Origin of the sequence: Pseudanabaena yagii GIHE-NHR1, from assembly GCF_012863495.1 — a bacterium.
Lineage (GTDB): Bacteria > Cyanobacteriota > Cyanobacteriia > Pseudanabaenales > Pseudanabaenaceae > Pseudanabaena > Pseudanabaena yagii.
This window is the reverse complement of sequence record NZ_JAAVJL010000005.1, coordinates 75,331-97,475: the sequence shown is the minus strand read 5'-3', so window position 1 is coordinate 97,475 and position 22,145 is coordinate 75,331. Positions and strand designations below refer to the sequence as shown.

The 22,145-nt window shown below is 41.4% G+C and carries 22 protein-coding genes and 1 pseudogene; 13 read left to right on the top strand and 10 right to left on the bottom strand.

Annotated elements, in window-relative coordinates; all coding sequences use genetic code 11:
• Positions 1 to 20 precede the first annotated feature (20 nt).
• Entirely contained in the window at positions 21 to 3,686 is a 3,666-nt protein-coding gene (locus tag HC246_RS24385) for a UvrD-helicase domain-containing protein (RefSeq protein ID WP_169366022.1), read from the bottom strand.
• Positions 3,687 to 4,041: 355 nt separating this feature from the next.
• Between HC246_RS24385 and HC246_RS24380 the strand changes: the two genes are divergently transcribed.
• Both HC246_RS24380 and mfd read left to right on the top strand, forming a co-directional pair.
• On the top strand, positions 4,042 to 4,389 hold the full coding sequence (locus HC246_RS24380) for a hypothetical protein (protein ID WP_169366021.1): 348 nt from the start codon (positions 4,042 to 4,044) through the stop codon (positions 4,387 to 4,389).
• Between the two features lie 94 nt (positions 4,390 to 4,483).
• The gene (gene mfd / locus HC246_RS24375) at positions 4,484 to 7,822 is read left to right on the top strand and encodes a transcription-repair coupling factor (protein WP_169366020.1); all 3,339 of its coding nucleotides are present in this window, start codon (positions 4,484 to 4,486) and stop codon (positions 7,820 to 7,822) included.
• A gap of 21 nt (positions 7,823 to 7,843) precedes the next feature.
• Here mfd and HC246_RS24370 read toward each other — a convergent pair whose 3' ends face one another.
• From HC246_RS24370 to HC246_RS24350, 5 genes are all read right to left on the bottom strand, one after another.
• A complete protein-coding gene (locus tag HC246_RS24370; RefSeq protein ID WP_169366019.1) occupies positions 7,844 to 8,296 on the bottom strand; it encodes a type II toxin-antitoxin system VapC family toxin in 453 nt (150 codons plus the stop codon).
• Positions 8,293 to 8,646, bottom strand: coding sequence for a hypothetical protein (locus HC246_RS24365; RefSeq protein ID WP_169366018.1), 354 nt, complete (start codon positions 8,644 to 8,646; stop codon positions 8,293 to 8,295). The genes HC246_RS24370 and HC246_RS24365 overlap by 4 nt, the downstream gene beginning before the upstream one ends.
• A gap of 87 nt (positions 8,647 to 8,733) precedes the next feature.
• Positions 8,734 to 9,081, bottom strand: a complete 348-nt coding sequence (locus tag HC246_RS24360; RefSeq protein ID WP_169366017.1) for a XisI protein — start codon at positions 9,079 to 9,081, stop codon at positions 8,734 to 8,736.
• 40 nt (positions 9,082 to 9,121) lie between these two features.
• The gene (locus HC246_RS24355) at positions 9,122 to 9,472 is read right to left on the bottom strand and encodes a type II toxin-antitoxin system PemK/MazF family toxin (protein WP_169366016.1); all 351 of its coding nucleotides are present in this window, start codon (positions 9,470 to 9,472) and stop codon (positions 9,122 to 9,124) included.
• Positions 9,459 to 9,800 (bottom strand): hypothetical protein, encoded by a 342-nt coding sequence (locus tag HC246_RS24350; protein ID WP_169366015.1) that lies wholly within the window; start codon positions 9,798 to 9,800, stop codon positions 9,459 to 9,461. Before HC246_RS24350 ends, HC246_RS24355 begins: the two co-directional genes overlap by 14 nt.
• Before the next feature lie 14 nt (positions 9,801 to 9,814).
• Here HC246_RS24350 and HC246_RS26140 point away from each other — a divergent pair.
• The 10 genes and pseudogenes from HC246_RS26140 to HC246_RS24300 form a co-directional block, all read left to right on the top strand.
• Positions 9,815 to 9,950 (top strand): annotated as a pseudogene (locus HC246_RS26140) (helix-turn-helix domain-containing protein); the annotation flags it as partial.
• A 126-nt stretch (positions 9,951 to 10,076) separates the two neighbouring features.
• Positions 10,077 to 10,331 (top strand): hypothetical protein, encoded by a 255-nt coding sequence (locus HC246_RS24340; RefSeq protein WP_169366056.1) that lies wholly within the window; start codon positions 10,077 to 10,079, stop codon positions 10,329 to 10,331.
• Between the two features lie 9 nt (positions 10,332 to 10,340).
• Positions 10,341 to 10,748 carry a type II toxin-antitoxin system VapC family toxin gene (locus HC246_RS24335; protein WP_169366014.1) on the top strand — a complete coding sequence of 136 codons (408 nt, stop codon included), beginning with the start codon at positions 10,341 to 10,343 and terminating at the stop codon, positions 10,746 to 10,748.
• A 71-nt stretch (positions 10,749 to 10,819) separates the two neighbouring features.
• Positions 10,820 to 10,954 (top strand): hypothetical protein, encoded by a 135-nt coding sequence (locus HC246_RS26135; protein ID WP_263972574.1) that lies wholly within the window; start codon positions 10,820 to 10,822, stop codon positions 10,952 to 10,954.
• A gap of 235 nt (positions 10,955 to 11,189) precedes the next feature.
• Entirely contained in the window at positions 11,190 to 12,584 is a 1,395-nt protein-coding gene (locus HC246_RS24325; protein ID WP_169366013.1) for an McrB family protein, read from the top strand.
• Positions 12,585 to 12,606: 22 nt separating this feature from the next.
• A complete protein-coding gene (locus tag HC246_RS24320) occupies positions 12,607 to 13,776 on the top strand; it encodes an McrC family protein (RefSeq protein ID WP_169366012.1) in 1,170 nt (389 codons plus the stop codon).
• An 89-nt stretch (positions 13,777 to 13,865) separates the two neighbouring features.
• Positions 13,866 to 14,078, top strand: coding sequence for a hypothetical protein (locus HC246_RS24315; RefSeq protein ID WP_009628510.1), 213 nt, complete (start codon positions 13,866 to 13,868; stop codon positions 14,076 to 14,078).
• Between the two features lie 6 nt (positions 14,079 to 14,084).
• Positions 14,085 to 14,504 carry a type II toxin-antitoxin system VapC family toxin gene (locus HC246_RS24310; RefSeq protein ID WP_169366011.1) on the top strand — a complete coding sequence of 140 codons (420 nt, stop codon included), beginning with the start codon at positions 14,085 to 14,087 and terminating at the stop codon, positions 14,502 to 14,504.
• Between the two features lie 20 nt (positions 14,505 to 14,524).
• Entirely contained in the window at positions 14,525 to 16,723 is a 2,199-nt protein-coding gene (gene recD2 / locus HC246_RS24305) for an SF1B family DNA helicase RecD2 (protein ID WP_169366010.1), read from the top strand.
• Positions 16,724 to 16,819: 96 nt separating this feature from the next.
• Complete coding sequence (locus HC246_RS24300) at positions 16,820 to 18,112, top strand: NF041680 family putative transposase (RefSeq protein WP_169364407.1); 1,293 nt, start codon at positions 16,820 to 16,822, stop codon at positions 18,110 to 18,112.
• Between the two features lie 159 nt (positions 18,113 to 18,271).
• Here HC246_RS24300 and HC246_RS24295 read toward each other — a convergent pair whose 3' ends face one another.
• Genes HC246_RS24295 through HC246_RS26610 form a run of 4 tightly spaced genes read right to left on the bottom strand, consistent with a single transcriptional unit; the run spans position 18,272 to position 20,732 of the window.
• The gene (locus tag HC246_RS24295; protein WP_169366009.1) at positions 18,272 to 19,048 is read right to left on the bottom strand and encodes a DODA-type extradiol aromatic ring-opening family dioxygenase; all 777 of its coding nucleotides are present in this window, start codon (positions 19,046 to 19,048) and stop codon (positions 18,272 to 18,274) included.
• Between the two features lie 39 nt (positions 19,049 to 19,087).
• Positions 19,088 to 20,074 (bottom strand): aldo/keto reductase, encoded by a 987-nt coding sequence (locus HC246_RS24290; RefSeq protein WP_169366008.1) that lies wholly within the window; start codon positions 20,072 to 20,074, stop codon positions 19,088 to 19,090.
• A gap of 30 nt (positions 20,075 to 20,104) precedes the next feature.
• On the bottom strand, positions 20,105 to 20,614 hold the full coding sequence (locus HC246_RS24285) for a flavin reductase family protein (protein WP_263972573.1): 510 nt from the start codon (positions 20,612 to 20,614) through the stop codon (positions 20,105 to 20,107).
• Positions 20,580 to 20,732, bottom strand: coding sequence for a hypothetical protein (locus tag HC246_RS26610; RefSeq protein ID WP_263972572.1), 153 nt, complete (start codon positions 20,730 to 20,732; stop codon positions 20,580 to 20,582). Before HC246_RS26610 ends, HC246_RS24285 begins: the two co-directional genes overlap by 35 nt.
• Positions 20,733 to 20,892: 160 nt before the next feature.
• On the opposite strand from HC246_RS26610, the gene HC246_RS24280 reads away from it, so the two are divergent.
• Positions 20,893 to 22,104, top strand: a complete 1,212-nt coding sequence (locus HC246_RS24280; RefSeq protein ID WP_169365611.1) for an IS256 family transposase — start codon at positions 20,893 to 20,895, stop codon at positions 22,102 to 22,104.
• Positions 22,105 to 22,145: the final 41 nt, after the last annotated feature.

Sequence of the window (22,145 nt, the reverse complement as noted above, 5' to 3'; positions counted from 1 at the left end):
CTCTTGACTGCAACAATTTATCAAAATGGAACATCGGTATAGTCATACTCATCGGGATTTGATTGGTTAAAGTGATCAAAGTTACAAGTCCACCTGCCATTGTTAGCTAAATATGAAGCTAGAATTTTTTCTTGCTCATTATAAAAATTAACCTCTATTCCATTTGCTTGACAAGACCAATCAGATTGGAGAATAAACTGTAATCTTGAATCTTTAGCTAGAAATCTTTTACTAGTTTCAATCTTAACCCAGCATACTGAATCACTTCTATACTCATAACTATAAGCATTGAGTGATTCACTTATGTTATATGTTCCATTTGTTCCCTTTCCTTGCTGATTTTCAACTTTGACAATGACATAACGATCTTCACTTTCAGGAACAGGATAATCTTCCCAGCTTATTTCCTTTAAGCACATTGTTTCGTTTAGTCCTGTAATGAAAGGTGACAGATTAAAACTATCAGTAATTATAAATAACTCTTCTTTAGCTCTGGTAAGTGCAACATAAAATAAGCGTCTTTCATCTTCAAAAATGTCATCTACATCGTCACCAAAGATACGGTTAAAGATAAAATCAGGGTGTATGTTTCCATATCTATCAGCATCTAAAACTATAACTACTTGCTTTTCTTTACCTTTGTATTTATGAGTTGTAGAGATATCTACTCGTTTTTTCTCTTCATCAGTAAGTTTCAATTTATCTAATATAGATTTACGAAATTCTTCAATCTCAGTGCGTTTATCTAAGTATTCGACACCATCTTTAATTCTAATTCTATAACCTGCATTTTGTAAGTCATTATAGTGACTGAGTAAGATTATTTCTTTTCCTTGTTTAATTAGTTTATATAAGAGTCTAATGGCAATTGCATTTAAGTTGAATTTATGATCTCTCTCTTCAATTGTTGTCATTTTAAATTTAGCAGTATCAACTAATTGTATTTTGCCTTTTAATTCAATAAATGACTTAGCTGTAACTCCTTTATTTATCATCAATTTATTGCCGATTTCGACAATTTGAGAAGCTGATCGGTAATTAGTGGTAACGGAAAGTTTGTGTGATTCTTTAAATATGTTTGTAAAGTTTGAATAGTAGTACAAGTCAGATCCAGCAAATCTATTAATCGCTTGCCAATCGTCACCCACACAGAAAAATAGTGCCTCAGGATTTTGATTTCTAATCGCCGTCATTAGATTATCAAACAACATTGAAAAATCTTGATACTCATCAATCATTATGTATTTTATATCTCGTAAATCACCATGCATATCTTTATTAGCAAATACAGTTTTACCATCATTTACTGTTTGCGAACTTTCTTGCATTAATCCGTCAAAATCTTCTTCATTTCTTTGTCGAAGTGATTCTAAGTAAGCAACATAAAAATCTTCAGCAAGATGTAAAAATTCACGTTCAATATTATCAATGTCCGAATTAGGATTGAAATCTCGTTTAGCAATTTCAGCACTTAGCCGATCTGGACTCCAGCATTTTTTGCGACAACGACCAATAAAGTTAGTCATTGCCTGATCAAATCTATTTTTAGCTCTTTTTTCAATTTTTGCCCATAGTTGTTCTTCACTAAGTCGGGTAAACTGAAGACCTATTTTTCTAAGAGATTCCTGTAAATGAGTTTCTAGTGCCTTTCGCCCATATTTAAGAATCGATGGATTGATTTCAAGGAAAAAATAATTAGACTGATCTTGCCAATATTGACGCTTGCGCTCAGATTGTGCGTCATAGTTAGGATCGCCTTGCATTCCAAAATATTCAATCACAATTCCTTTTCTATTGCTTACTTTTTTAATGATAGTAAAATCGGGATGATAATTAATACGATTTTCTCCGACTCCCCACCAAAAGTTACGCTCATATATAAATGGAATGTCATGCTCAAATAGAAAATCAGCTATGATTTTCTCCCCACCCGATTTATAGGTAACTCCATCAACACCAGTTTGAGGATTAGTCCGTCTGTAAGTAAGTCTTTCTTGTGGCGTTAGAGTGTATTCCCCTTTGACAATTTGTTTCCACGCCGCTTTAAATTTTTTGATCATTAAAGACCTCATTCGATTCTGATATACTCGATTTCTCAAGTGATCGTGAATCACAGACTGTATAAGATGGCTTTGTAGTTGCTGTCCACCTGTTTCGTCATAAATTAATGTTCTACTAGGACGTACTAAAGCATAAGCCAGTGCATGAAAAGTCATTGCATATGGAGTATCATTCTGTAACTTTTGTTGCAGCCTATTCCTAATTTCTTGGGCAGCTTTTTTGTTGAAGGCTAGTATTAAAATTTCAGATGGCTTGACACCACAGTGTTTCTGCAAAAATATGGCGCGATTAACCAATGTAGAAGTTTTGCCACTTCCTGCCCTTGCAATTACTTGAACATGGCTACTAACCTTTCCAATAGCTGTAGTTTGTTCTAAATCAGGTTTATTATCTAGATTATTCTCTATCCAAGATTGCACAAATTTTTGCTTCCTTATATCATAATCTTCTTGACAGATATACTTTTCACATCTGTGAGAATAAAAAATATCTGCTTCTCTAAAAGAGGATATAAAAATTCTATCTAGTTCTAAAAGCAATAAATTTTTCTTTTCCTTTAAAAAAGGCTGTTTTTTTGTTTCATACTCATGCAAATTGATATAATTCTTGCATTGTGATTGATACAATTCATCAGCTTCAATAAAAAGATACTTTATGAGTAGTTTTTCTAGATTTCCTAGCAACTCTTCTTTCTTTTTTCTTTTTAAAAAATCTAATTTTTGTGTTTTGTAACTTTCAAATGAGATGTATTGTGAGCATTTGAGATTGTAAAAGAAATCAGAACTATCAAAATCCTGCTCAAAAATATTCTCTAAATCTTCCAACAGAATATTTGTTTTTATTCTTAATTCTTGCTTTTTATGAGATTCAATTTCTCTTTGTTTTTTGTAAGCTTCCAATTTATCTTTCCTATCTTTAACTTCTTGAAGTGTCTTAACTTCTTGAAGAGATAGTGGAGGATTTATTTCTTGAAATTTATAAATAAAGTCGGATTTTGCATATAATTTATAGGATCGACTAGAACCTGTATTGCGATTTAGTAATCTATAATTTGGATAGAAATTGACTTCGATTTTTACATCCAAATAATTTTCATTGTGAATTTCAACTATTTTGCCATAAGCTTTTCGGACTCTTTGGTTATTTGAATCAATAAAGATTATATTTCTATAATCATCTTGGTAAGTGGATACCTCCCTGTTTTTGAGCAATTGCCAAAGTTCGCTGACATCACCAAAAACATCTATACATTCTCGAACGTTTCTAATTTGTTTTTCTCCAACTCTATCCTTTAACTGCTGGCGCGAAGCAATCATGCAATCATTCAAAAACGTGGAATGTTCTTCAGATGGGGCAAATGTGCCAGCTTCCATTCTCAAGTCAGATTTATCGCCAAATAATTTACTAGCTTCTAATTTAACCGCCGTAGATGGCAATATTTCTAATTTTTTTGATTCTGTACTAATGTCATGGGATGTCTGGCGATTTATGGAAATTTTTTCTTGTAAATGTGCTACCAAACCCTGATATTGCTGATCTAAATTATTTAATTGGTTATCCTCAGTAAGTTTTTCGAGATGATATCTCAAACGCTTTAGCTTATCTCTAGGGGGAGCTATATCCACAGATACTCTCTCCGTTACTGATCCGATTGGGCGACTAAGTAGTGAGTTTATTTCATCGATCAGACTGTCTATCATAGCTTTTGACATAATGCCCCCCTAGAAGAACTCCATAATGACAAATAAGATTAATCTGCTAATGTACATAGCCTATTGAAGCTGAATAACTAACATGATATCGGCAAATATTTAGGTTTGACTGTTGTTTTAGCAAATATTAATTGGCGAAGCGCTATATTTTATTTTAATCTTTATGTCGCTAAGTGAAAATCGCCTTAGAGACAAGAAAATCTTTAAATTCAAAGTTTCTACGAGATAGCTTGCTTTACAATGGAAGTCAAATTTAGAGACTCTAGATATGGATAATAACCGCATTGATACTAATTGGACTGTTCTTACTGGTTGGACTGATGATGGTAATTTGAAGAAGACCATTCAAACCCGTAGGTCAATTTTAGGAGATGCTGGACTAGAGACTGATTTATCAGAAGAGTTTTTTTACCTGTCTTTTTTTAAAGTTGAATCAGAAACTGAAATAGGTGATTTGACTGAAATATATAATTTTAAAGATGCTTATATGAAAATTTACCCTAACATGTCTGAGACGGATGTTTTTAAAATTATTGAAGAGGATATAGCGAGGGAATATGATAACTCTGTAGCCAGTAATTTTAAAAAGCTTGTTAATGGACGTTGGTTAAGCTGATGTGCATTTAACTTGCATGATTGTTGTGCAATAAAATTACGGCGCAACCATTTGTGGGTTTTGAAGATTCACTTTCTATGATTAATCCCAACCCATGACCTTTACAGCAGTCCTAGAGAATATCGCCCGATCGCAAATCGCCACAAAAATAGGCGAGAAACTCAAAACAGCCAAAAGCATATCCCTGTCAGGACTATCCCGCTTAGGCAAAGGACTGATTAGCACCCATCTATGTCAACAACAAACCAAACCATTACTCATCGTCACCGCCACCGTCGAAGAAGCCACCCGATGGGCTTTACAACTCCAATCAATGTCATGGCGCGTCTATCTATATCAACCCCTTGATACATTTCCCTACGAATCAGCGCAAATCGATTTAGAAACAGTTTGGACAAGGATTGAGATATTAGCAGAATTGCTTGCCAAACCACAGCATAACTTAGCGATCGCTACCACCATTAACGCGCTACAGCCCCATCTACCATCCACTCAAGTCTTCCAAAAACATAGCCTCTATCTCAATATCGGCGATTCGCAATCGGTTAAATTACTAGCTTCGGCTCTGGCAAGATTAGGATATGTGGAAGTCAAAGAAGTAAAGGAATCAAAACAATGGAGTCGCAAAGGATTTAGTTTTGAAGTGTTTCCAATTAATCGAAATCTTCCCGTTCGTCTAAGCTGTAATCGCGGTACTGTCGAGAAAATCAGAGAGTTTGATCCCACTAATCCCAAAAGCTTCACTGACCTATCCAGCATAGCGATCGCCCCTATCGATTTGCATGAGTTTGTTACTGCTCACAAAGCCACATTGCTGCATTACTTACCCAAGAACTTTATTGTCGCCATTGATGAACCCGAACAATGTCAGAGCTATAGCGATCGCTGGTATGAAGCAGCCGATGAACTTTATCAAAATCAATCGCAAGCCGATACACCGAAACTGCATTGGGACTTTGATAAGTGCGTGACTGAGGCAAAGAAGTTTCAAATGCTTCAACTTACCGAGCGATCGCTTAAACCCAAAGCCAATATTTTTGATTTTGCGAGTACTCCTATTCCCATAGTTCCCCATCAGTTTGACCAGATTGCTTCTCTCATTCGTGAATATCTCAAATCGGAATATCAAGTCACGCTGATTTCAGCGCAACCTTTGCGCGTGGCAACTTTACTCAAAGAGTATGACTGTATTGCTAACTTTGTCAGTGATCCTGATGATTTACAGTCAATTGCACGAATTCAGAAAGCTGGTAAACCAGTGATTTTAAAATATTCGGGACTGATGGAGATGCAAGGCTTTGTTTTGCCTAGTTGTAAGCTTGCGCTCTTGACCGATCGCGAATTATTCGGACAGCAATTATTAGCCTCACCAACTTTTGTCCATCCCTCACGGATGAATACGGCTAAGTCGGTTAATCCCGACGAGCTAAATGTTGGCGATTATGTCGTGCATCGTAAATATGGGATTGGCAAATTTACGCGCTTTGAAACCATCGAAGTGAAGGGAGAAAAGCAACCGCATTACATCGTTGAATTTGCTGATGGTAAGACTGCGGTGGCGATCGCGCAGGAGAATGAGAAGATCCTCTCCCGCTATCGCAGTGCTTCTAATAAGCCGCCTAAATTAAACAGCATCGCCAATACAAAGGTGTGGGATAACGCTCTCAGCAAATGCCAAAAGGAGATTTACAAGTTAGCAAGTGATTTACTGCAACTCTATGTCCGCCGCGCCAATTTAGTCGGCTATGCTTTTCCACCTGATACCGATTGGCAACAGGAAATGGAGGATTCTTTTCCCTATCAACTTACGCCCGATCAAGTCAAAGCTGTTCAAGATGTGAAGCAAGATATGGAAAGCGATCGCCCTATGGATCGGCTGGTTTGCGGTGATGTCGGCTTTGGCAAAACAGAGGTGGCGGTAAGAGCAATTTTTAAGGCGGTTTGTGCGGGTAAGCAAGTGGCTCTGTTAGCTCCGACGACGATTCTGGCGCAACAGCATTTTCATACGCTCCAAACTCGGTTTGCGGCTTATCCTTTCACAGTGGATATCGTGAATCGGTTTCGCCCTACTAAGGAGCGCAAACAGGTTTTGCAACAGGTTGCGGATGGTAAGGTTCAAGTCATTGTCGGTACGCATCAACTGTTGTCTAAGGATGTGGAGTTTCACGATTTGAGCTTGCTGGTGATTGATGAGGAACAACGCTTTGGGACTTTGCAGAAGGAGAAAATCAAGGCGATGAAGGGGAATGTGGATTTATTGACTTTGAGTGCTACGCCAATTCCGCGTACTCTCTATGCAGCGCTTTCTGGGGTGCGGGAAATGAGTGTGATTGCCACTCCTCCTCCCTCAAGGCGATCGATTCAAACCCATTTGTCTACTTACGATGCGTCACTGGTGAAAACAGCAATTCGGCATGAGTTAGACCGTGGTGGTCAGGTATTTTATGTTGTGCCGCGCATTGAGGGCATTGAGGCGATCGCTGATTCTTTGCAAGCGATGTTGCCAAATGTGAGATTAGCGATCGCCCATGGACAGATGCAGGAGTCGGAGTTAGAGGCGGCGATGGTTGCTTTTAATAACAATGAGGCGGATATCTTGCTCTGTACCACGATTATTGAGTCGGGTTTGGATATTCCGCGTGTGAATACGATTGTGATTGAGGATGCGCATAGGTTGGGTTTGGCGCAACTTTATCAATTGCGAGGTCGCGTTGGTCGGGCGGGGATTCAGGCTCATGCCTATTTGCTATATCCGCCTAATCTTGAATTGACAGATTCAGCGAAGAGGAAATTGGATGCGATTCAGGAATTTAGTCAGCTTGGTTCGGGTTATCAACTTGCCATGCGCGATATGGAGATTCGTGGGTTTGGGGATCTCTTGGGTGAGGAGCAGTCGGGTCAGGCGGATGTGATTGGCTTTGCGCTGTACATGGATTTGCTTCAGGAATATATTAATGAGTTACGGGGGAAGATTTTGCCTGAAGTTGCGGATACTGAGCTTCAGTTGCCGCGTTTGGTGGCTTTTATTCCTGACACTTACATAGAGGACAATGAGACGAAGATTAATGCTTATTTGACTTTGGCGAAGGTGAAGTCGAAGGAGGAGATTCTCAAGTTGGCTGCGGTTTGGGAGAGTCTGTATGGGGCTTTGCCTGAAGAAACTCAGGTGTTGCTTAGGGTTATGGAATTGAAGTTGGTGGCGCGAAAGGTTGGAGTGTTTCGCATTTATGCGTCAGAGGATGGGCGCGATCTGTTTCTGGACTCGAAGCTGACGGATTCGCTTTGGGAGTTGCTTCACGCAAAGATCCCGATTGAGTTCTATTATCGTTTCTCTTTCGAGAAGGGGAGAATCAAGATTACGAGTCTGGCTCTCCTTCCTGGGGATAAGCAGGTGCATTTCTTGATTGAGTGGTTGGGCTGTTTTTTAAATTGAATCTATGTTTGTTTCTGTAACTTAGGCGATCGCTTGCCAGTATTTGGCGTTTACAAATCTTTCCAAATGTCCTACGTTTGTTGTGGCTACTACGACAATGCGATCACCCTGTGATTCTGCAATTAGTGATGCTTGAGCGGCAAGTATGACATCGCCATCTAGTGCGTCTGGACTGGCGGTTGGTTTACCTGTCTGTCTCGCTTCTGCCCAAAATTCAGCAGCTTTTTGCATCGTTGCTGTGGTCAGGGGTAAATACTCTAAGCGATTTTTTAGCTGATCTAAACGCCTGATACCTGCTAGTTTGTTGGCTCTTAGTAATTCGCGCCTAACTTCGTAGTCGGTAATTTCAGGAACAATTAATCTATAACCCTTGGCAACTAATCTCTCTGACCAATAGCGGCATTCTAGGGTAGCGGGGGTGGAGTTGGGGTTTGATAGGATGCCGAGGGGGGCTGAGTCAAGTAAAACAATCATGCGGTGAGTGAGAGTGGACGTTCAGTTACCAATTCTTCGTCTAGAGCCTGTTGCAAATATTCCCATGTCTCTCGTTGTTCATCAGCATCTTCTCGGAGATCCCATTCACTGAAAAGATCACTCAATGCTTTTGCCCTTGCTGCAATTTCTTCTGGTGTCCTTGTTGGCAATATGTAAACGCCTTCAGCATTAACGTAGGGCTGATTGGTAGGGATAGTTGGCTCTGGTTTGACTGTGGTAATTGATGAGTTTGGTTTGCCAAACCATTGCCGTAGCTGCGTAACTACGACTTCAGTAATCACGGTTTTGAGATCTTCTATGGTCAGATCTGTAATTAGTTTTTGGTTCATTTTGCACCTCCATAGGGATCTCAAGCGTTTACTAGCTATATATTACCCTATATAAATCGCTGTTTTACGATGCGATCATCTCAGAGCTTATGCCAAAGCATATCCAGTATGCTCTCTCACTTGAGGCGGATGAAAAGCTAAGACAATATGATCCTTGGGAACTCCTGCTGCAACTAGTTCATCAGTAATGCCATCTTCAATACCATCATAGTGAATCCAGATTTTGTCGTTACGAATTTCGGCATGAACAACACATCCATGTACTCTCCGACTATTTTCCCATCCTTCGCGCATCAGCATGAAGTGGTTGCGATCGCGACTAACAACAACGTAAGCACTCACGTTGCCATAGCGATAGGGAAGATCGGCATAGTACTGGAGCAAAGTTTCTAGGGTTTTGCGCCATGAGTCTAGGGTGTTATCTGTGGTTGCCATTGAATTATCTAACCTTCTTTGATGAGGGCGTTACAGTTGCTTATAAGTTGTGTTCATTTTGGGTCAAATAGTGGGCTAGGTTTGCGATAAGGCGCTGATACCTCTCTATTGAAATATTGCCGATCGCTCCAATTACGTTTTTATTAGGGATGACGGTTAGAAAGCTTAATCGGATAACGGAAGGACTAGTTAAGCCGCTTAATTCAAAGTCAGCATCATTAGGAGAAATGATTTCGTCAAAATTGGGAATATATTGCTTTAGCTGGGTGCTTATTCCACAAACTAAAAGGTCTTGATATTTTGGCATTTTCCTGAGAATTAATGCAGGACGATTTTTGATGGCTCCATTGGATTGTGGAATAGGGGTAAGAATAATTTTACTTTCTTGCATAATCGCTGTTGTGTTCCTTGATTAGCTCTAATGGGTACTCAGGTTCATCTTCTCCATAGCATTGTTCTAAATTCTGTAAAGAGAAGGATTCCAGATTATCTTCTTGTTGAGATAGGTTGCTATCAATGTTGATGGAATTAATGATTTGTTGCCAAAGTTCAACGGGGACAATTACATCGATTGTTTTGCCTTCGATGTTGGTGACGTAGCGGATACGGTTATCTGTTAGTGCGTTTGGTGTTGCGATCGCCATGTTGATCATCCTCTTATCGTAGTTGTATTTTATACCGCCGATCGCTAAATCTACAATGCGATCGCCTCTCGTCAAACCCCAATAATCGCGTTGGTACTAAACAATCGGCGATCGCTCTTGCTTGAGGATGCTGATTATGATGGGCATTCGCTGTCAATGTTACAGAAAATTGCTGGCGCTCTCAATCAAAAAGTTGAGATTAAGTTTTCAGCGATCGCGTCTTGAGTCAAGTTTGGTGCAAGCGCTGTTTTTTCAGCAAAATAAGGGCGATCGCTTATTCTCTTGTGCATATCCAACAGAAAAAGCAAGAAAATATGTCAAAATATTAGCAAGTAAAGGAGTCAAGCTATGATGACCACCAAAGAAAAGCTAATCCAAGAAATAGAGCGATCGCCAGACCTCGTTGTAGAGGAACTTTTTGATTTTTTGTTACTAACTAGAATTAAGCATCATCGCCAACAAGAAACCCGTAAGCCATTTTGGATGTTTATTGAGGAGCTAATTTCGGACATCCCTCAAGAGGTGTTGAATACTATGCCTACGGATGGAGCAGAACAGCACGATCATTATCTTTATGGTTCTCCTAAGCGTTCTTACGAATCATAAACACAAATTATGAAAATAATCTTTGGTGATACCTGCTATTGGATAGCTTTGCTTTTCTCAAAAGACCAATGGCATAAGAAAGCGATGATATGTTCGCAAATATACGCGGATGACAAAATCGTAACAACGGATGGCGTAATTGATGAAGTTCTAAACTATGCTTCTATTCGGGGTAGTTTGATGAGACAGAAATCTCTGGCGATGTGTACGCAAATGTTGCGAGAGCCAAGTATCCAAGTTGTTAGTTATACTCCCGAATTACGAAAGTTAGGATTTGCACTCTACGAAAACCGACCAGATAAGGGTTATAGTTTAACTGATTGTATCTCAATGGTAGTCATGCGGGAAAATAATATTCTTGAAGTCCTGACTGCCGATCGCCACTTTCATCAAGAAGGATTTGCAATTCTTTTCTAGCGATCGCCTCAATCTTCACTATCTAACCGTGATCGCCTCTCATCAAAACGAAACAAACCCCAATAATCGCGTTGGTACTAAGTAATCGGCGATCGCTCTTGCTTGAGGATGCTGATTATGATGGGCATTCGCTGTCAATGTTACAGAAAATTGCTGGCGCTCTCAATCAAAAAGTTGAGATTAAGTTTTCAGCGATCGCTTCTTGAGACAAGTTTCGTGTAGTCGCTGTTTTTTTGAGTATATTAAGGGCGATCGTCTATTTCCAATCAATACTAAGTCTAGGTTTGACAGCGACGTTTACTCTTATCAAAACTTAAAAAGCCGTATGATCCTGTTTTTAAGTTAAAATTTAGCCTTAATTTCGCTTGTTTAGACAAATGATGGCGTAAAATCATCAAATAGTGTTGAATTCTCATTGAGCAGGGTAATCATCGGTAAAGTATGAATCAAACAGAAGAATTACCCCAGAATTTTGACTATATATTTCCCATACTTGAGGCTTTAGAAGATTTGGGAGGCTCTGGCACAAACGATGAAATCTTTGGCAAGGTAAAAACTTTGATGAACTTATCTGAACGGGATTTAAGTATAAAACATCCTAGCAAGAGAAAAAATAAAGATGGAACTATATATTATGTTGAAGATAGAAGTGAAGCTGAATACAGGGCGGATTGGGCTAGAACATATTTACGGCATTACGGATTAATTGAAAATCCTCGTATGGGATACTGGGCTTTAACTTCGCAATTTAGGTCTAACCGTAATGAACTTTTCAGTCTTGATGAAGACGAGAAAACTGAAAAGGCAAAAGAAATGAGAGCTAAACATGCTCAAGATAAGAAGGACAAAAGACTTAATGACTCTAAAAATTCAAAGCAAAAATCTCCTGATGATTTGGAAGAAGTAGATGATACAGAAGATTCAAGCGATAATTCGTACATAGTCTCAGATGAGTTAGAGACTGAAACCCAACCTTTCATTGACAATTTTGCTGTTTATATAGCTAAACAATTTTTACAAGACACTTCAATTACTCCAGAAGAGCTAGATAGATACGAAAAGACAATTAAACGGAAAAAGCAAATTATTCTTGCTGGATCCCCTGGCACGGGTAAAACATTTATTGCTCAGAAATTTGCTAAATACTTAACTTCGGTTCAAAATGGTTATGTGGATCTAGTGCAGTTTCATCCATCCTATACTTACGAAGACTTCATGCGAGGACTGAAGCCAGAAATCAAAGATGGCAGTTTGACCTATAACTATGCAGAAGGTCGATTTATTCAATTTTGCGAAAAGGCACAAACGAAATATCAAGATCTTCCCTGTGTTTTTATCATTGATGAAATCAATCGCGCCAATATTTCACAGGTATTCGGCGAACTGATGTATTTATTGGAATATCGCAACGCAGAAATCACCCTATCTTCAGGTAAGACTTTCACAATACCTGACAACGTGTTGATTATTGGCACAATGAACACTGCTGATCGCTCAATCGCCCTAATCGATCATGCCCTGCGCCGCCGTTTTGCCTTTATCAAAATCACACCTAACTATCAAAGTTTAAGGAATAAACTTCAAGATTCAGGTTTTCCCATAGAGAAATTGATTGCAGTTTTAGAAGGTTTAAACCAAAAAATTTGTGAGGCAATGGGCAGCAATGACTATGAACTAGGGACTTCTTTCTTCATGACTGATAACTTGTCAGAGGAAATAGAGGATATTTGGCAAATGGAAGTAGAGCCATATTTAGAGGAGTATTTCTTTGACAATCAAAGCAAAGAAATTATTGAATCCTTTCGCTGGATCAATGTGCAGAAACTGATTTATTAATCAAATTGAGTAAGCTTAATAAATGCTAATCATTACGCTTAAAGAGTATCAATCACAGGAAATTCCTAGAGAATCAATTAGTTATGATTTGAAAGAGAAGCTATATCGTGAATACAGCAAGCAAATTGAGATTAATTTAATTGCTGATAAAAAAGGCGATCGCTGGCGCATTAACGCACAGGGCTATGTTGGCTATATCCAAGTCTCCCCAGATTTAGCAATCTTTATTGAGCCGAAAACACCGATTAAAAATGTCTTGGCAATGTTGGAATATACACCCGAATTTAATGGCTTTAAATTTCCAGAACTTGTAAATTGTGATACGCTTCAAGACTTTCTCAATAGCCTAGCTGCATTACTGGCTAATCAAGTTCTCGAAAAATGTCGGCGCGGACTCTATCGCAGCTATATTTCTCAAAATGCGAATTTGGAATATGTGCGCGGACGCATTGATATTCCTAAAGCCATCCAAAAGCCTTGGCAAATAAAGATTCCCTGTCAATATCAAGAAAATACCCACGACAACGAAGACAATCAAATAATTTTCTATACGTTGCATCGGATTTTGCGATCGCAGCTTTGCACAGAAAACACCCAAACCAAAGTGCATAAAGCATTTCACGCATTACAAGGCTATGTAAATTTATATCCATTTACTGCTGCTGACTGCCGCGATCGCCATTATTCTCGACTCAATCAAGACTATCGCTATCTACATCTCCTCTGTCAATTTTTTCTGGATCGTACAGCCCCAACCCATAAGCAAGGACAGCTATCGTCCTTTAGCTTTTTGATTGATATGGCATCTCTCTATGAAAATTTTGTCGCAGCATGGCTAAAAAGGCATTTACCACCGCATTTGCGACTATATAAACAATATTCCATTCAAATTGGTTTAACCTGTGCCATTGACCTTGTAATCAAAGATATCCAGTCAGAAGAATGTAAATTTATTCTTGATGCCAAATATAAAATCAAGGAAACCGTTAGCAGTCAAGACTTACATCAAGTGCGGAGCTACGCGATCGCCATGCAATGTCCCGAAGCAATTCTAATCTATCCGCAGGATTTAACAAAAGCGCTTGATCATAAACCTGATGCAATCCATACCCGTAGTTTAACCTTTGCTTTAGATAATGATCTAGATCAATGTGGACAGAGGTTTTTAGCTAATATTCGCAGTGATTTATGATGTGCTGGGATTAGAGGCGATCGCGTAAATTTACAATTGCAAGCATCTTGCTATAATAGCCGCATAACCTTAGCTCACCAAAAACTTCTATGCTCTCTCAACAGCTTGAAGACAAATCTCAACATCTAGAAACTAGAGTAGCCGCATTAGAAACAGAACTCGCGCAAATGCGACAGATGCTATCTGTATTTGTTCAGAAAAAAACACCTTGGTGGTTAAAAGTCGCAGGTAGCTTTGAAAACGATCCCACCTTTGACGAAGCAAATCGCCTCGGTCAAGAATGGCGCAAATCTGCTGAATAGAGCATCATGTATATTTTTGATACCGATCATCTCAGCCTCATTCAGCGCAATGGACAAGAAGGAAAGCGAATCTTAGCCAAACTTGCAGAGATAGAAGATCCTGAAGTTGCTGTTACCGTTATTACCTACGAAGAGCAGATTAGAGGAAGACTCGCTTTTTTAGCTAAAGCAAAAACATTAGACGAACAAATCTTTGCCTATCAAGGATTACAGCAACTAGCAATCAACTACCAAGCGATCGCCATTATCCCTTTTAGCCGTGCATCTGCCCTAGAGCATCAACGCTTACGCAAAGCCTATCCCCGTCTAGGAAATATGGATCTCAAAATTGCCGCGATCGCCTTAACAAACAATGCAACTTTAGTCACCCGTAACAAATCAGATTTTGGACAAATTGTAGAGTTATCCATAGATAACTGGTCATAATTTATCCATCCTTATGGCTTATGCCTGACAACACCGACTACCTCCAAGGCATCATCGAACGCCTCACCTTTCACTCCGAAGAGACAGGCTATACCGTGGCGCGGCTAAAAGTACCCAAGGCTCAAGACCTAATCACCGTAGTCGGTAACTTTGCTAATATCCAAGCAGGACAGACACTTGCCCTAGAAGGCACATGGCGATCGCATCCCAAGTTTGGCGACCAGTTCCAAGTCACTCAATACCGTGAAACTAAACCCGCCACGATTACAGGAATTGAGAAATATCTGGGCAGTGGACTGATTAAAGGCGTGGGACCAGTCACCGCTAAACGCATCGTCACTCATTTTGGCTTAGATACCCTTGACATCATTGAAAATGAGATTGACCGTCTGATTGAAGTTCCTGGCATTGCCAAGAAACGGGTGAAGATGATCAAAACTGCTTGGGAAACTCAAAAGGCGATTAAAGAGGTCATGGTATTTCTACAAGGACATGGAGTATCCACCACCTATGCGGTCAAGATTTTTAAGCGTTATGGTAATGATTCCATTCAGACCGTTTCCGAAAATCCTTATCAACTGGCGACAGATATCTATGGCATTGGTTTCTTTACTGCCGATCAGATCGCTCGGAATATTGGTATTGAGGTTAGCTCAGAGTTTCGCAGTATTGCGGGTATATTCCATTGTTTAGGGGAAGCTGCTGAAGATGGTCATTGCTATTTACCGCGCCCTGAACTAGAAGAGAAAGCCATCAAACTGCTTGCTCTCGAAGACTATCAACCAGATCCTGAAACTATCTCTAAAATTGTTCTCCATCTCTCCATCAACGATCGCTTAGTGATGCAGGGATTAGAAGGAGAGTTCATCTGCTACAAGCCTACTTATTTCCATACTGAACAAAATCTTGCCGAACGGGTTTATCAACTATTGCAATACAAACATCATCCAGATGCTGAACGAGTCAAGGCTTGGATTGATCGCTACACCACCCAAAGAAATATCCAACTCTCTCCTAAACAACGCGAAGCCGTAGAGATGGCGGCAAATTCGTCGGTGTTAATTCTCACAGGTGGACCAGGGACAGGTAAAACTACCACCACCCGCACGATTGTCGCACTCTGGAAAGCGATGGGTAAGGAAATTGCTCTGGCTTCGCCGACGGGTCGGGCGGCTCAACGATTACAGGAAGTCACGGGCTGTGAAGCTAAGACAATTCACCGTTTTCTAGAGTTTGACCCGAAGTCAATGGGCTTTAAACGCAATCAGGAATATCCTCTGACCGCTCAAGCGATCGGTATTGATGAAGCATCGATGCTGGATCTATTTCTTGCCTTTTCTCTAGTTAAGGCGATTCCCTTGGGTGCTCAATTGCTGCTTGTCGGCGATACCGATCAACTTCCCAGTGTCGGTGCGGGCAATGTTCTCCAAGATTTAATTGATTCTCAGCAAGTCCCTGTAATCACGCTCACTGAGGTATTTCGTCAAGCTCAGGCAAGTCAAATTATCCAGAATGCTCACCGTATCAATACGGGTAAGTTTCCGAATATGGAAAAAGTCTCTAATCAGCCTCAATCCGATTGCCTCTGGTTAGAAATGCCGAATGCTGAAGCGGGTCAGCAGGGTATTTGCGACATTATTACGGAGTTGTTACCCAGTCTGGGTTTTGACCCTCAGCAAGATATGCAGGTTCTCTGTCCGATGACTAGAGGGGATGTCGGCACGCGCAATCTCAATGCTGTCTTGCAACAACTTCTCAATCCTCCTGATGCCATGAAGCCCGAAATTAAGTATGGGAATACGATCTTTCGTTTAGGCGATCGCATTATGCAGCAGGTGAATGACTATAACCGTGAGGTTTTTAATGGGGATATTGGCATGATTACAGGTGTAGATTTGGAGGAGCGGGAAGTCACGGTTATATTTGGCGATCGGCAAGTGGTCTATGATTATGCCGATCTTAATGAGATTGCGCTTGCTAGAGCGACGACAATCCATAAGGCACAGGGCAGCGAATATCCTGTGGTAATCATGCCTCTGTTCATGCAACATTTTCTGATGCTTTCTCGGAATCTTTTCTACACTGGACTGACTCGTGCGCGAAAGTTTGCCATTATCGTCGGTGAGTCGAAGGCGATCGGGCTGGCGGTTAAACAGATTAGCGATCGCCATAGATATACTTATCTAGCAGAACGGTTAGCTAAATTGGCAACTCACTGATTTTACTGGAGTTTAGACTAAAAAAGGTAAAAAAGGCAGAGTAAAAGAGATACAAACTGCCTAAAGTAGATGAAAAGTAAAGAGACATCTACAGTCATGATTATTGATAAACTACAAGACTTTCGTCAACAGGTATATAGATTTTTAGGGAACGGACGGGATGCAATATTTGACTTGATGGATGCAGTATTGACCAGTCCGAGAGTGAAATCATTTGTAGAATTATCGTTATCCGCAGTGTATCGAAGAAAATGGTCAAGTCTGTATGAATCATTAAAAGACAGTCGCCCCAACCGAGGCAGGATAAGACGGTTATGTGTGGAACAAATACCCAAAGACATCCGCCCTTTGCTAGCAGGAGACCATACAGGATGGGGAAGACCCCATGCCAAAACGCTAAAAGACAGGAGTTTTGTGCATCAACCGAATTTGGTAGAAGGGAACAAACCGATCGTGTTAGGGCATGACTACAGCACCTTGGCATGGATACCAGAGATGACAGGGAGTTGGGCAATCCCGTTATGTCACGAGCGGATCAGTAGTTTTGAGACAGCAGGGCAAAGAGCCGCATTCCAACTGAGTCAAGTATGTCGAGATTTAACGGTAAGACCAATCGCTACTTACGACAGTGAATATGGCAGTGCCGTCTTTATGAATTTGACTGAGGATATCCCTGCCGATTTACTAATACGTCTACGTCCTAACCGATGCTTATACAAAGCCCCTGCGCCCTACAGTGGTTATGGTCGTCCTCGTAAGCATGGGGATAAATTCCAACTTGCCAATGCTGATAGTTGGGGAGAGCCATCGGCAACTTTTAGCTTAGAAGATGAGACGGTTGGACAGGTGCAAATCCAGCAATGGTCTAACTTACACTTTCGGCAAGCAGCCCAACGACATATTCAAGTTATTCGAGTTACACATTCTCATTGCTCTGGTTTGTGGTTAGCTTGGGTGGGTGAACAGATGCCGACTTTAGACTCCCTTTGGCGCTTGTACTTACGTCGTTTTGCCATCGACCATTGGTATCGTTTTGCCAAACAAAGATTACATTGGACTCTTCCCCATTTGTTGACTCCTCAGCAAGCTTTGCGTTGGAGTGACCTTATGCCTTTACTCTCTTGGCAATTGTGGTTGGCTCGTCAACTGGTTATTGATACTCCTTTGCCTTGGCAGAAACCTCAAACCAATCTTAATTTTGGTCGAGTCGCTCAGGGCTTTGCCGCACTTTTGGTCAGGATTGGCTCTCCTGCTTGTTCTCCCCAACCTCGTGGTAAGTCTCTCGGTTGGAAATCTGGACGCAAGCGTTCTCCTTTTTCTCGCTTTCCTGTCGTCAAAAAACGAGCTTCTCGCTCGAAAAAGGTCAATCAAGACTACCTTAATTCCTAACTTTCAATATTCTCTTTTTCTCTCTCTTGCTTTTACTCAGTTCTCCGTTTTCTGGGTCACTTTTTCCTGCTCTTTTTCTGATTCTCTTAATCAACTTAGTCTAAATTCCAGTGATTTTAAACAAACGTGGTTTAACTAAAAAATACGAGAAAAACCACTTCAATTCATAAATGCGTAAGCTGCCATACTGAAAACACCATAGGTATAGCTACTATGCAATTGCTTCCCTTTCGCACCTCCTGCCCCCATAGCCACAAATAAAGGCATTAGATGCTCATCTGTCGGGTGATTCTCTTTGGCATAGGGAGCGCGTTGTCGGTATTGCAGTAATGCTTCCTGATTTCCTTCAGCAATATTTTGGGCAAGCCATCGATCAAAAACGCGCACCCAATCGGGAGTTTCAGCATTGTAGGATTCATTAAAAGCATACATATTGTGGGTGGCACTACCACTGCCGATAATCAATACACCCTCATGGCGTAAAGGTTCTAAGGCTTTTCCTATTTCCCAATGATGTAGAGGATCGCGGTGGGACTGAATCGATAGCTGCGTCACTGGAATATCGGCGACTGGATAGGCAAGCAACAAGGGAGTCCAAGCTCCATGATCCAAGCCTTTTGTGGGATGCGTTTCACAGGTCATACCTGCTTGTGTCAGTAATTCAGCTACGCGATCACTAAGTTCTGGCGCTCCCAATGCAGGATAGCTCAATTCATACAGTTGATTGGGAAATCCTGAAAAGTCATAGATAGTTCTAGGATTAGTCGCAGCGCTCACCGTCGGAGGATCAGAATTCCAATGCGCCGAGATCACCAAAATCGCTTTGGGCTTCGGAAATTGCTGATGCAGCGATCGCAAAAAATCACTAACAGCACCATCCCGAATTGCTAAATCTGGCGCACCATGGGATAAAAAAATTGTCGGTAAGCTGTCCATAATGTCGGTGATATATTGCTATGTTTCAAGCAAGTAGACTTAACGATTGAGCGCACTCATATTTTGAGCAGGATAGCGATCGCCTGCGGCAATGCCTTGAGGTGCTACTGCATTAATGCGATGGATATCTTCGGCAGTCAAAGTGACTGTAGCCGCCCCGATATTTTCTTCGAGATATTTACGGCGTTTTGTTCCAGGGATTGGTACGATATCATCGCCTTGAGCTAAGAGCCATGCTAGAGCTAACTGTCCTGCGGTGATTCCTTTTTCATCGGCAATTGCTTTTACCTGTTCTACTAATTCTAGATTCTTGGCAAAGTTTTCGCCTTGAAAGCGTGGCGATCTCCGCCGAAAGTCATCGGGGGCAAAATCATCGGGACTAGCGATCGCACCTGTTAGGAATCCTCTACCCAAGGGACTGTAGGGTACAAAGCCAATTCCTAATTCTCGCAATGTTGGTAGGATCACATCTTCAGGATCTCGACTCCATAGGGAATATTCTGTTTGTAGGGCAGAAATGGGATGGATCGATTGAGCGCGACGGATCGTGGCGGGGGCAGCTTCGGATAAGCCGAGATATCTGACTTTCCCTTGTTGGACTAGTTCTGCCATTGCGCCAACGGTTTCTTCAATGGGTACGGTTATGTCAACGCGGTGTTGATAGTAGAGGTCGATGACATCTACTCCTAAGCGCTGTAGTGACGCATCACAAGACTGTCTCACATATTCTGGTTTACCATTGATACCGAGCCACCCACCTTCAGCACTGCGAACATTACCAAATTTAGTGGCAATGATGACGCGATCTCGGCGATCTTTGATGGCTCTGCCGACTAGCCTTTCGTTGATGAAGGGTCCGTACATATCGGCAGTATCGAGAAAGTTCACACCGAGGTCTAGAGCATGGTGAATTGTGGCGATCGCTTCTTGTTCATCTCCACTGCCATAAAACTCGGACATTCCCATACAGCCGAGTCCCAGTGCGGATACTTCTAGTCCTTGATTGCCTAGTTTTCTGGTTTTCATGGTTGGTTTCCTGTTTGCTAATGCTCTACGTTAACCGATTTGATTCTCTTGTTGCCATTGATCGTAGGAAATGCGTGGGAGGTCAAACTTATCGGTTGTCCGACAATAGTAGGCAGGTGATCCCATTCTACCGATGGGTGCAAATCCTTCTATATGGTAGTGATCGCCAATGATGCTGTCATCCACATGAAACATCACGACTTCACCAATGATGAGGTTATACGCTCCTAATGGTTGTTGGCTATGCAGTACACATTCTAAACTTGCTTTCGCTTCGGCGATGCGGGGAACTTTGACTCGTTTCGATTCGGCTCCATGGAGTCCAACGGCGGTGAGTTCGCTCTCTTCGGCAGGGAAGTTGGCGGCGGAGATATTCATCGCGCTTAACAAATCTTCTGTGACGAGATTCACGACAAATTCTCGATTAGCGATAATGTTGGCGGCGGTATCTTTGGGGCTGCCATCGTCTTTGTTGCCGATGCTGATGACGAGATATAGGGGATTGCTACCGATCGCGTTTAAAGAAACTGAAGGGGGCAAGGTTAATCACTCCTTCGCTATTTTGAGTGGTTACCCATGCGATCGGGCGCGGGACTACCAGATTGGTTAATAGTTTGTAGTTGTCTTGCGAGGATGTTGTGCTGGGATCTATATGCATAGTGAATTTTTGGTCATCGGATGTGGGAATGGGTAATCTCTATTTTGTACCGTGATTTGGCAAGATATAAAACTGTCTCAGAGAGTGTAAAGTAATCTGTGTAAAGTCTAGGAAGTATACAGAGAGATAATCAAGACACACAATAACTAACACCCAAAAGATGAATATACGCAAAGAATTGCTAAACGAATTGTTGCAAGAATGTAAAACTCCACCTGACCTATTCGGAGAAGGAGGAATCCTGAAGCAACTGACGACCGCGTTGGTGGAACGGGCGTTGGAAGCAGAGCTATCAAACCATCTTGGCTACGGCAAACATGAACCCAGACCAGAAGGACAAACCAACAGTCGCAATGGTTATAGCCAGAAAAAAGTCCAAGGGGACTTTGGCGTAGCAGAAATTGCAGTACCGCGAGATCGCAGTGGTGAGTTTGAACCACATCTGGTGAAGAAAGGACAAAGCCGCTTGTCAGGACTAGATGAAAAAATCATTGCTCTCTACGCACGAGGCATGAGTGTCAGGGATATTCAAGCCCAGTTGCAGGAAATGTATGGAGTCGAAGTATCACCGACATTAATCTCCAATGTCACTGATGCCGTGATTGATGAGGTAAAGCAATGGCAAAATCGTCCCCTTGATGCGGTCTATCCAATCGTATTTCTGGACTGTCTGGTCATTAAAGTCCGAGACAATGGCAGGGTAATTAATAAGTCCCTGTACTTTGCCTTGGCGGTGAATATGGATGGGTACAAGGAATTACTGGGTATGTGGATTTCTCCCAATGAAGGTGCGAAATTCTGGCTGTCAGTACTGACCGAAATTCACAACCGTGGCATCAAAGATATTTTGATTGCATGTGTCGATGGCTTGACTGGTTTCCCTAATGCCATTGAGACGGTATTTCCGAAAACTCAGGTGCAGTTATGCATTGTCCACATGGTCAGGAATTCAGTCGCTTTTGTACCTTGGCAACAGCGCAAGCAAGTTTGTGCTGACCTCAAGGCTATTTATAGCGCTGCAACGGAGTCGGAGGCTGAGTTTAACCTTGAGTTGTTTGCTGAAAAGTGGGACAAGCAATATCCATCAATCTCCAAGTCTTGGCGTAGTCATTGGGCGAACATTATCCCCTTCTTTGCTTTCTCCACTGAGATTCGTAGGGCGATTTATACCACCAATGCCATTGAGTCGATGAATAGCAGTTTGCGGAAGGTGATTAAGTCTCAACAGATTTTTCCGACCGACGAAGCTGCTTTCAAGCTGGTTTATTTGGCAATGCGGAATATTTCTAAGAAATGGACGATGCCCATTCGTGACTGGAAACCTGCACTCAATCGCTTTGCTATCCTTTTCGAGGATCGTCTCCACTTCTAGTTTCTAGACTTTACACACTTTGCTTGACAATCTCCTGTCTC

What these genes read in the sequence shown, in the direction of transcription:
- HC246_RS24380 (WP_169366021.1), top strand. Translation starts at nt 4,042, where the DNA reads ATGGATAATAACCGCATTGATACTAATTGGACTGTTCTTACTGGTTGG.
- mfd (WP_169366020.1), top strand. Translation starts at nt 4,484, where the DNA reads ATGACCTTTACAGCAGTCCTAGAGAATATCGCCCGATCGCAAATCGCC.
- HC246_RS24370 (WP_169366019.1), bottom strand. Translation starts at nt 8,296, where the DNA reads ATGATTGTTTTACTTGACTCAGCCCCCCTCGGCATCCTATCAAACCCC.
- HC246_RS24365 (WP_169366018.1), bottom strand. Translation starts at nt 8,646, where the DNA reads ATGAACCAAAAACTAATTACAGATCTGACCATAGAAGATCTCAAAACC.
- HC246_RS24360 (WP_169366017.1), bottom strand. Translation starts at nt 9,081, where the DNA reads ATGGCAACCACAGATAACACCCTAGACTCATGGCGCAAAACCCTAGAA.
- HC246_RS24355 (WP_169366016.1), bottom strand. Translation starts at nt 9,472, where the DNA reads ATGCAAGAAAGTAAAATTATTCTTACCCCTATTCCACAATCCAATGGA.
- HC246_RS24340 (WP_169366056.1), top strand. Translation starts at nt 10,077, where the DNA reads ATGACCACCAAAGAAAAGCTAATCCAAGAAATAGAGCGATCGCCAGAC.
- HC246_RS24335 (WP_169366014.1), top strand. Translation starts at nt 10,341, where the DNA reads ATGAAAATAATCTTTGGTGATACCTGCTATTGGATAGCTTTGCTTTTC.
- HC246_RS24325 (WP_169366013.1), top strand. Translation starts at nt 11,190, where the DNA reads ATGAATCAAACAGAAGAATTACCCCAGAATTTTGACTATATATTTCCC.
- HC246_RS24320 (WP_169366012.1), top strand. Translation starts at nt 12,607, where the DNA reads ATGCTAATCATTACGCTTAAAGAGTATCAATCACAGGAAATTCCTAGA.
- HC246_RS24315 (WP_009628510.1), top strand. Translation starts at nt 13,866, where the DNA reads ATGCTCTCTCAACAGCTTGAAGACAAATCTCAACATCTAGAAACTAGA.
- HC246_RS24310 (WP_169366011.1), top strand. Translation starts at nt 14,085, where the DNA reads ATGTATATTTTTGATACCGATCATCTCAGCCTCATTCAGCGCAATGGA.
- recD2 (WP_169366010.1), top strand. Translation starts at nt 14,525, where the DNA reads ATGCCTGACAACACCGACTACCTCCAAGGCATCATCGAACGCCTCACC.
- HC246_RS24300 (WP_169364407.1), top strand. Translation starts at nt 16,820, where the DNA reads ATGATTATTGATAAACTACAAGACTTTCGTCAACAGGTATATAGATTT.
- HC246_RS24295 (WP_169366009.1), bottom strand. Translation starts at nt 19,048, where the DNA reads ATGGACAGCTTACCGACAATTTTTTTATCCCATGGTGCGCCAGATTTA.
- HC246_RS24290 (WP_169366008.1), bottom strand. Translation starts at nt 20,074, where the DNA reads ATGAAAACCAGAAAACTAGGCAATCAAGGACTAGAAGTATCCGCACTG.
- HC246_RS26610 (WP_263972572.1), bottom strand. Translation starts at nt 20,732, where the DNA reads ATGCATATAGATCCCAGCACAACATCCTCGCAAGACAACTACAAACTA.
- HC246_RS24280 (WP_169365611.1), top strand. Translation starts at nt 20,893, where the DNA reads ATGAATATACGCAAAGAATTGCTAAACGAATTGTTGCAAGAATGTAAA.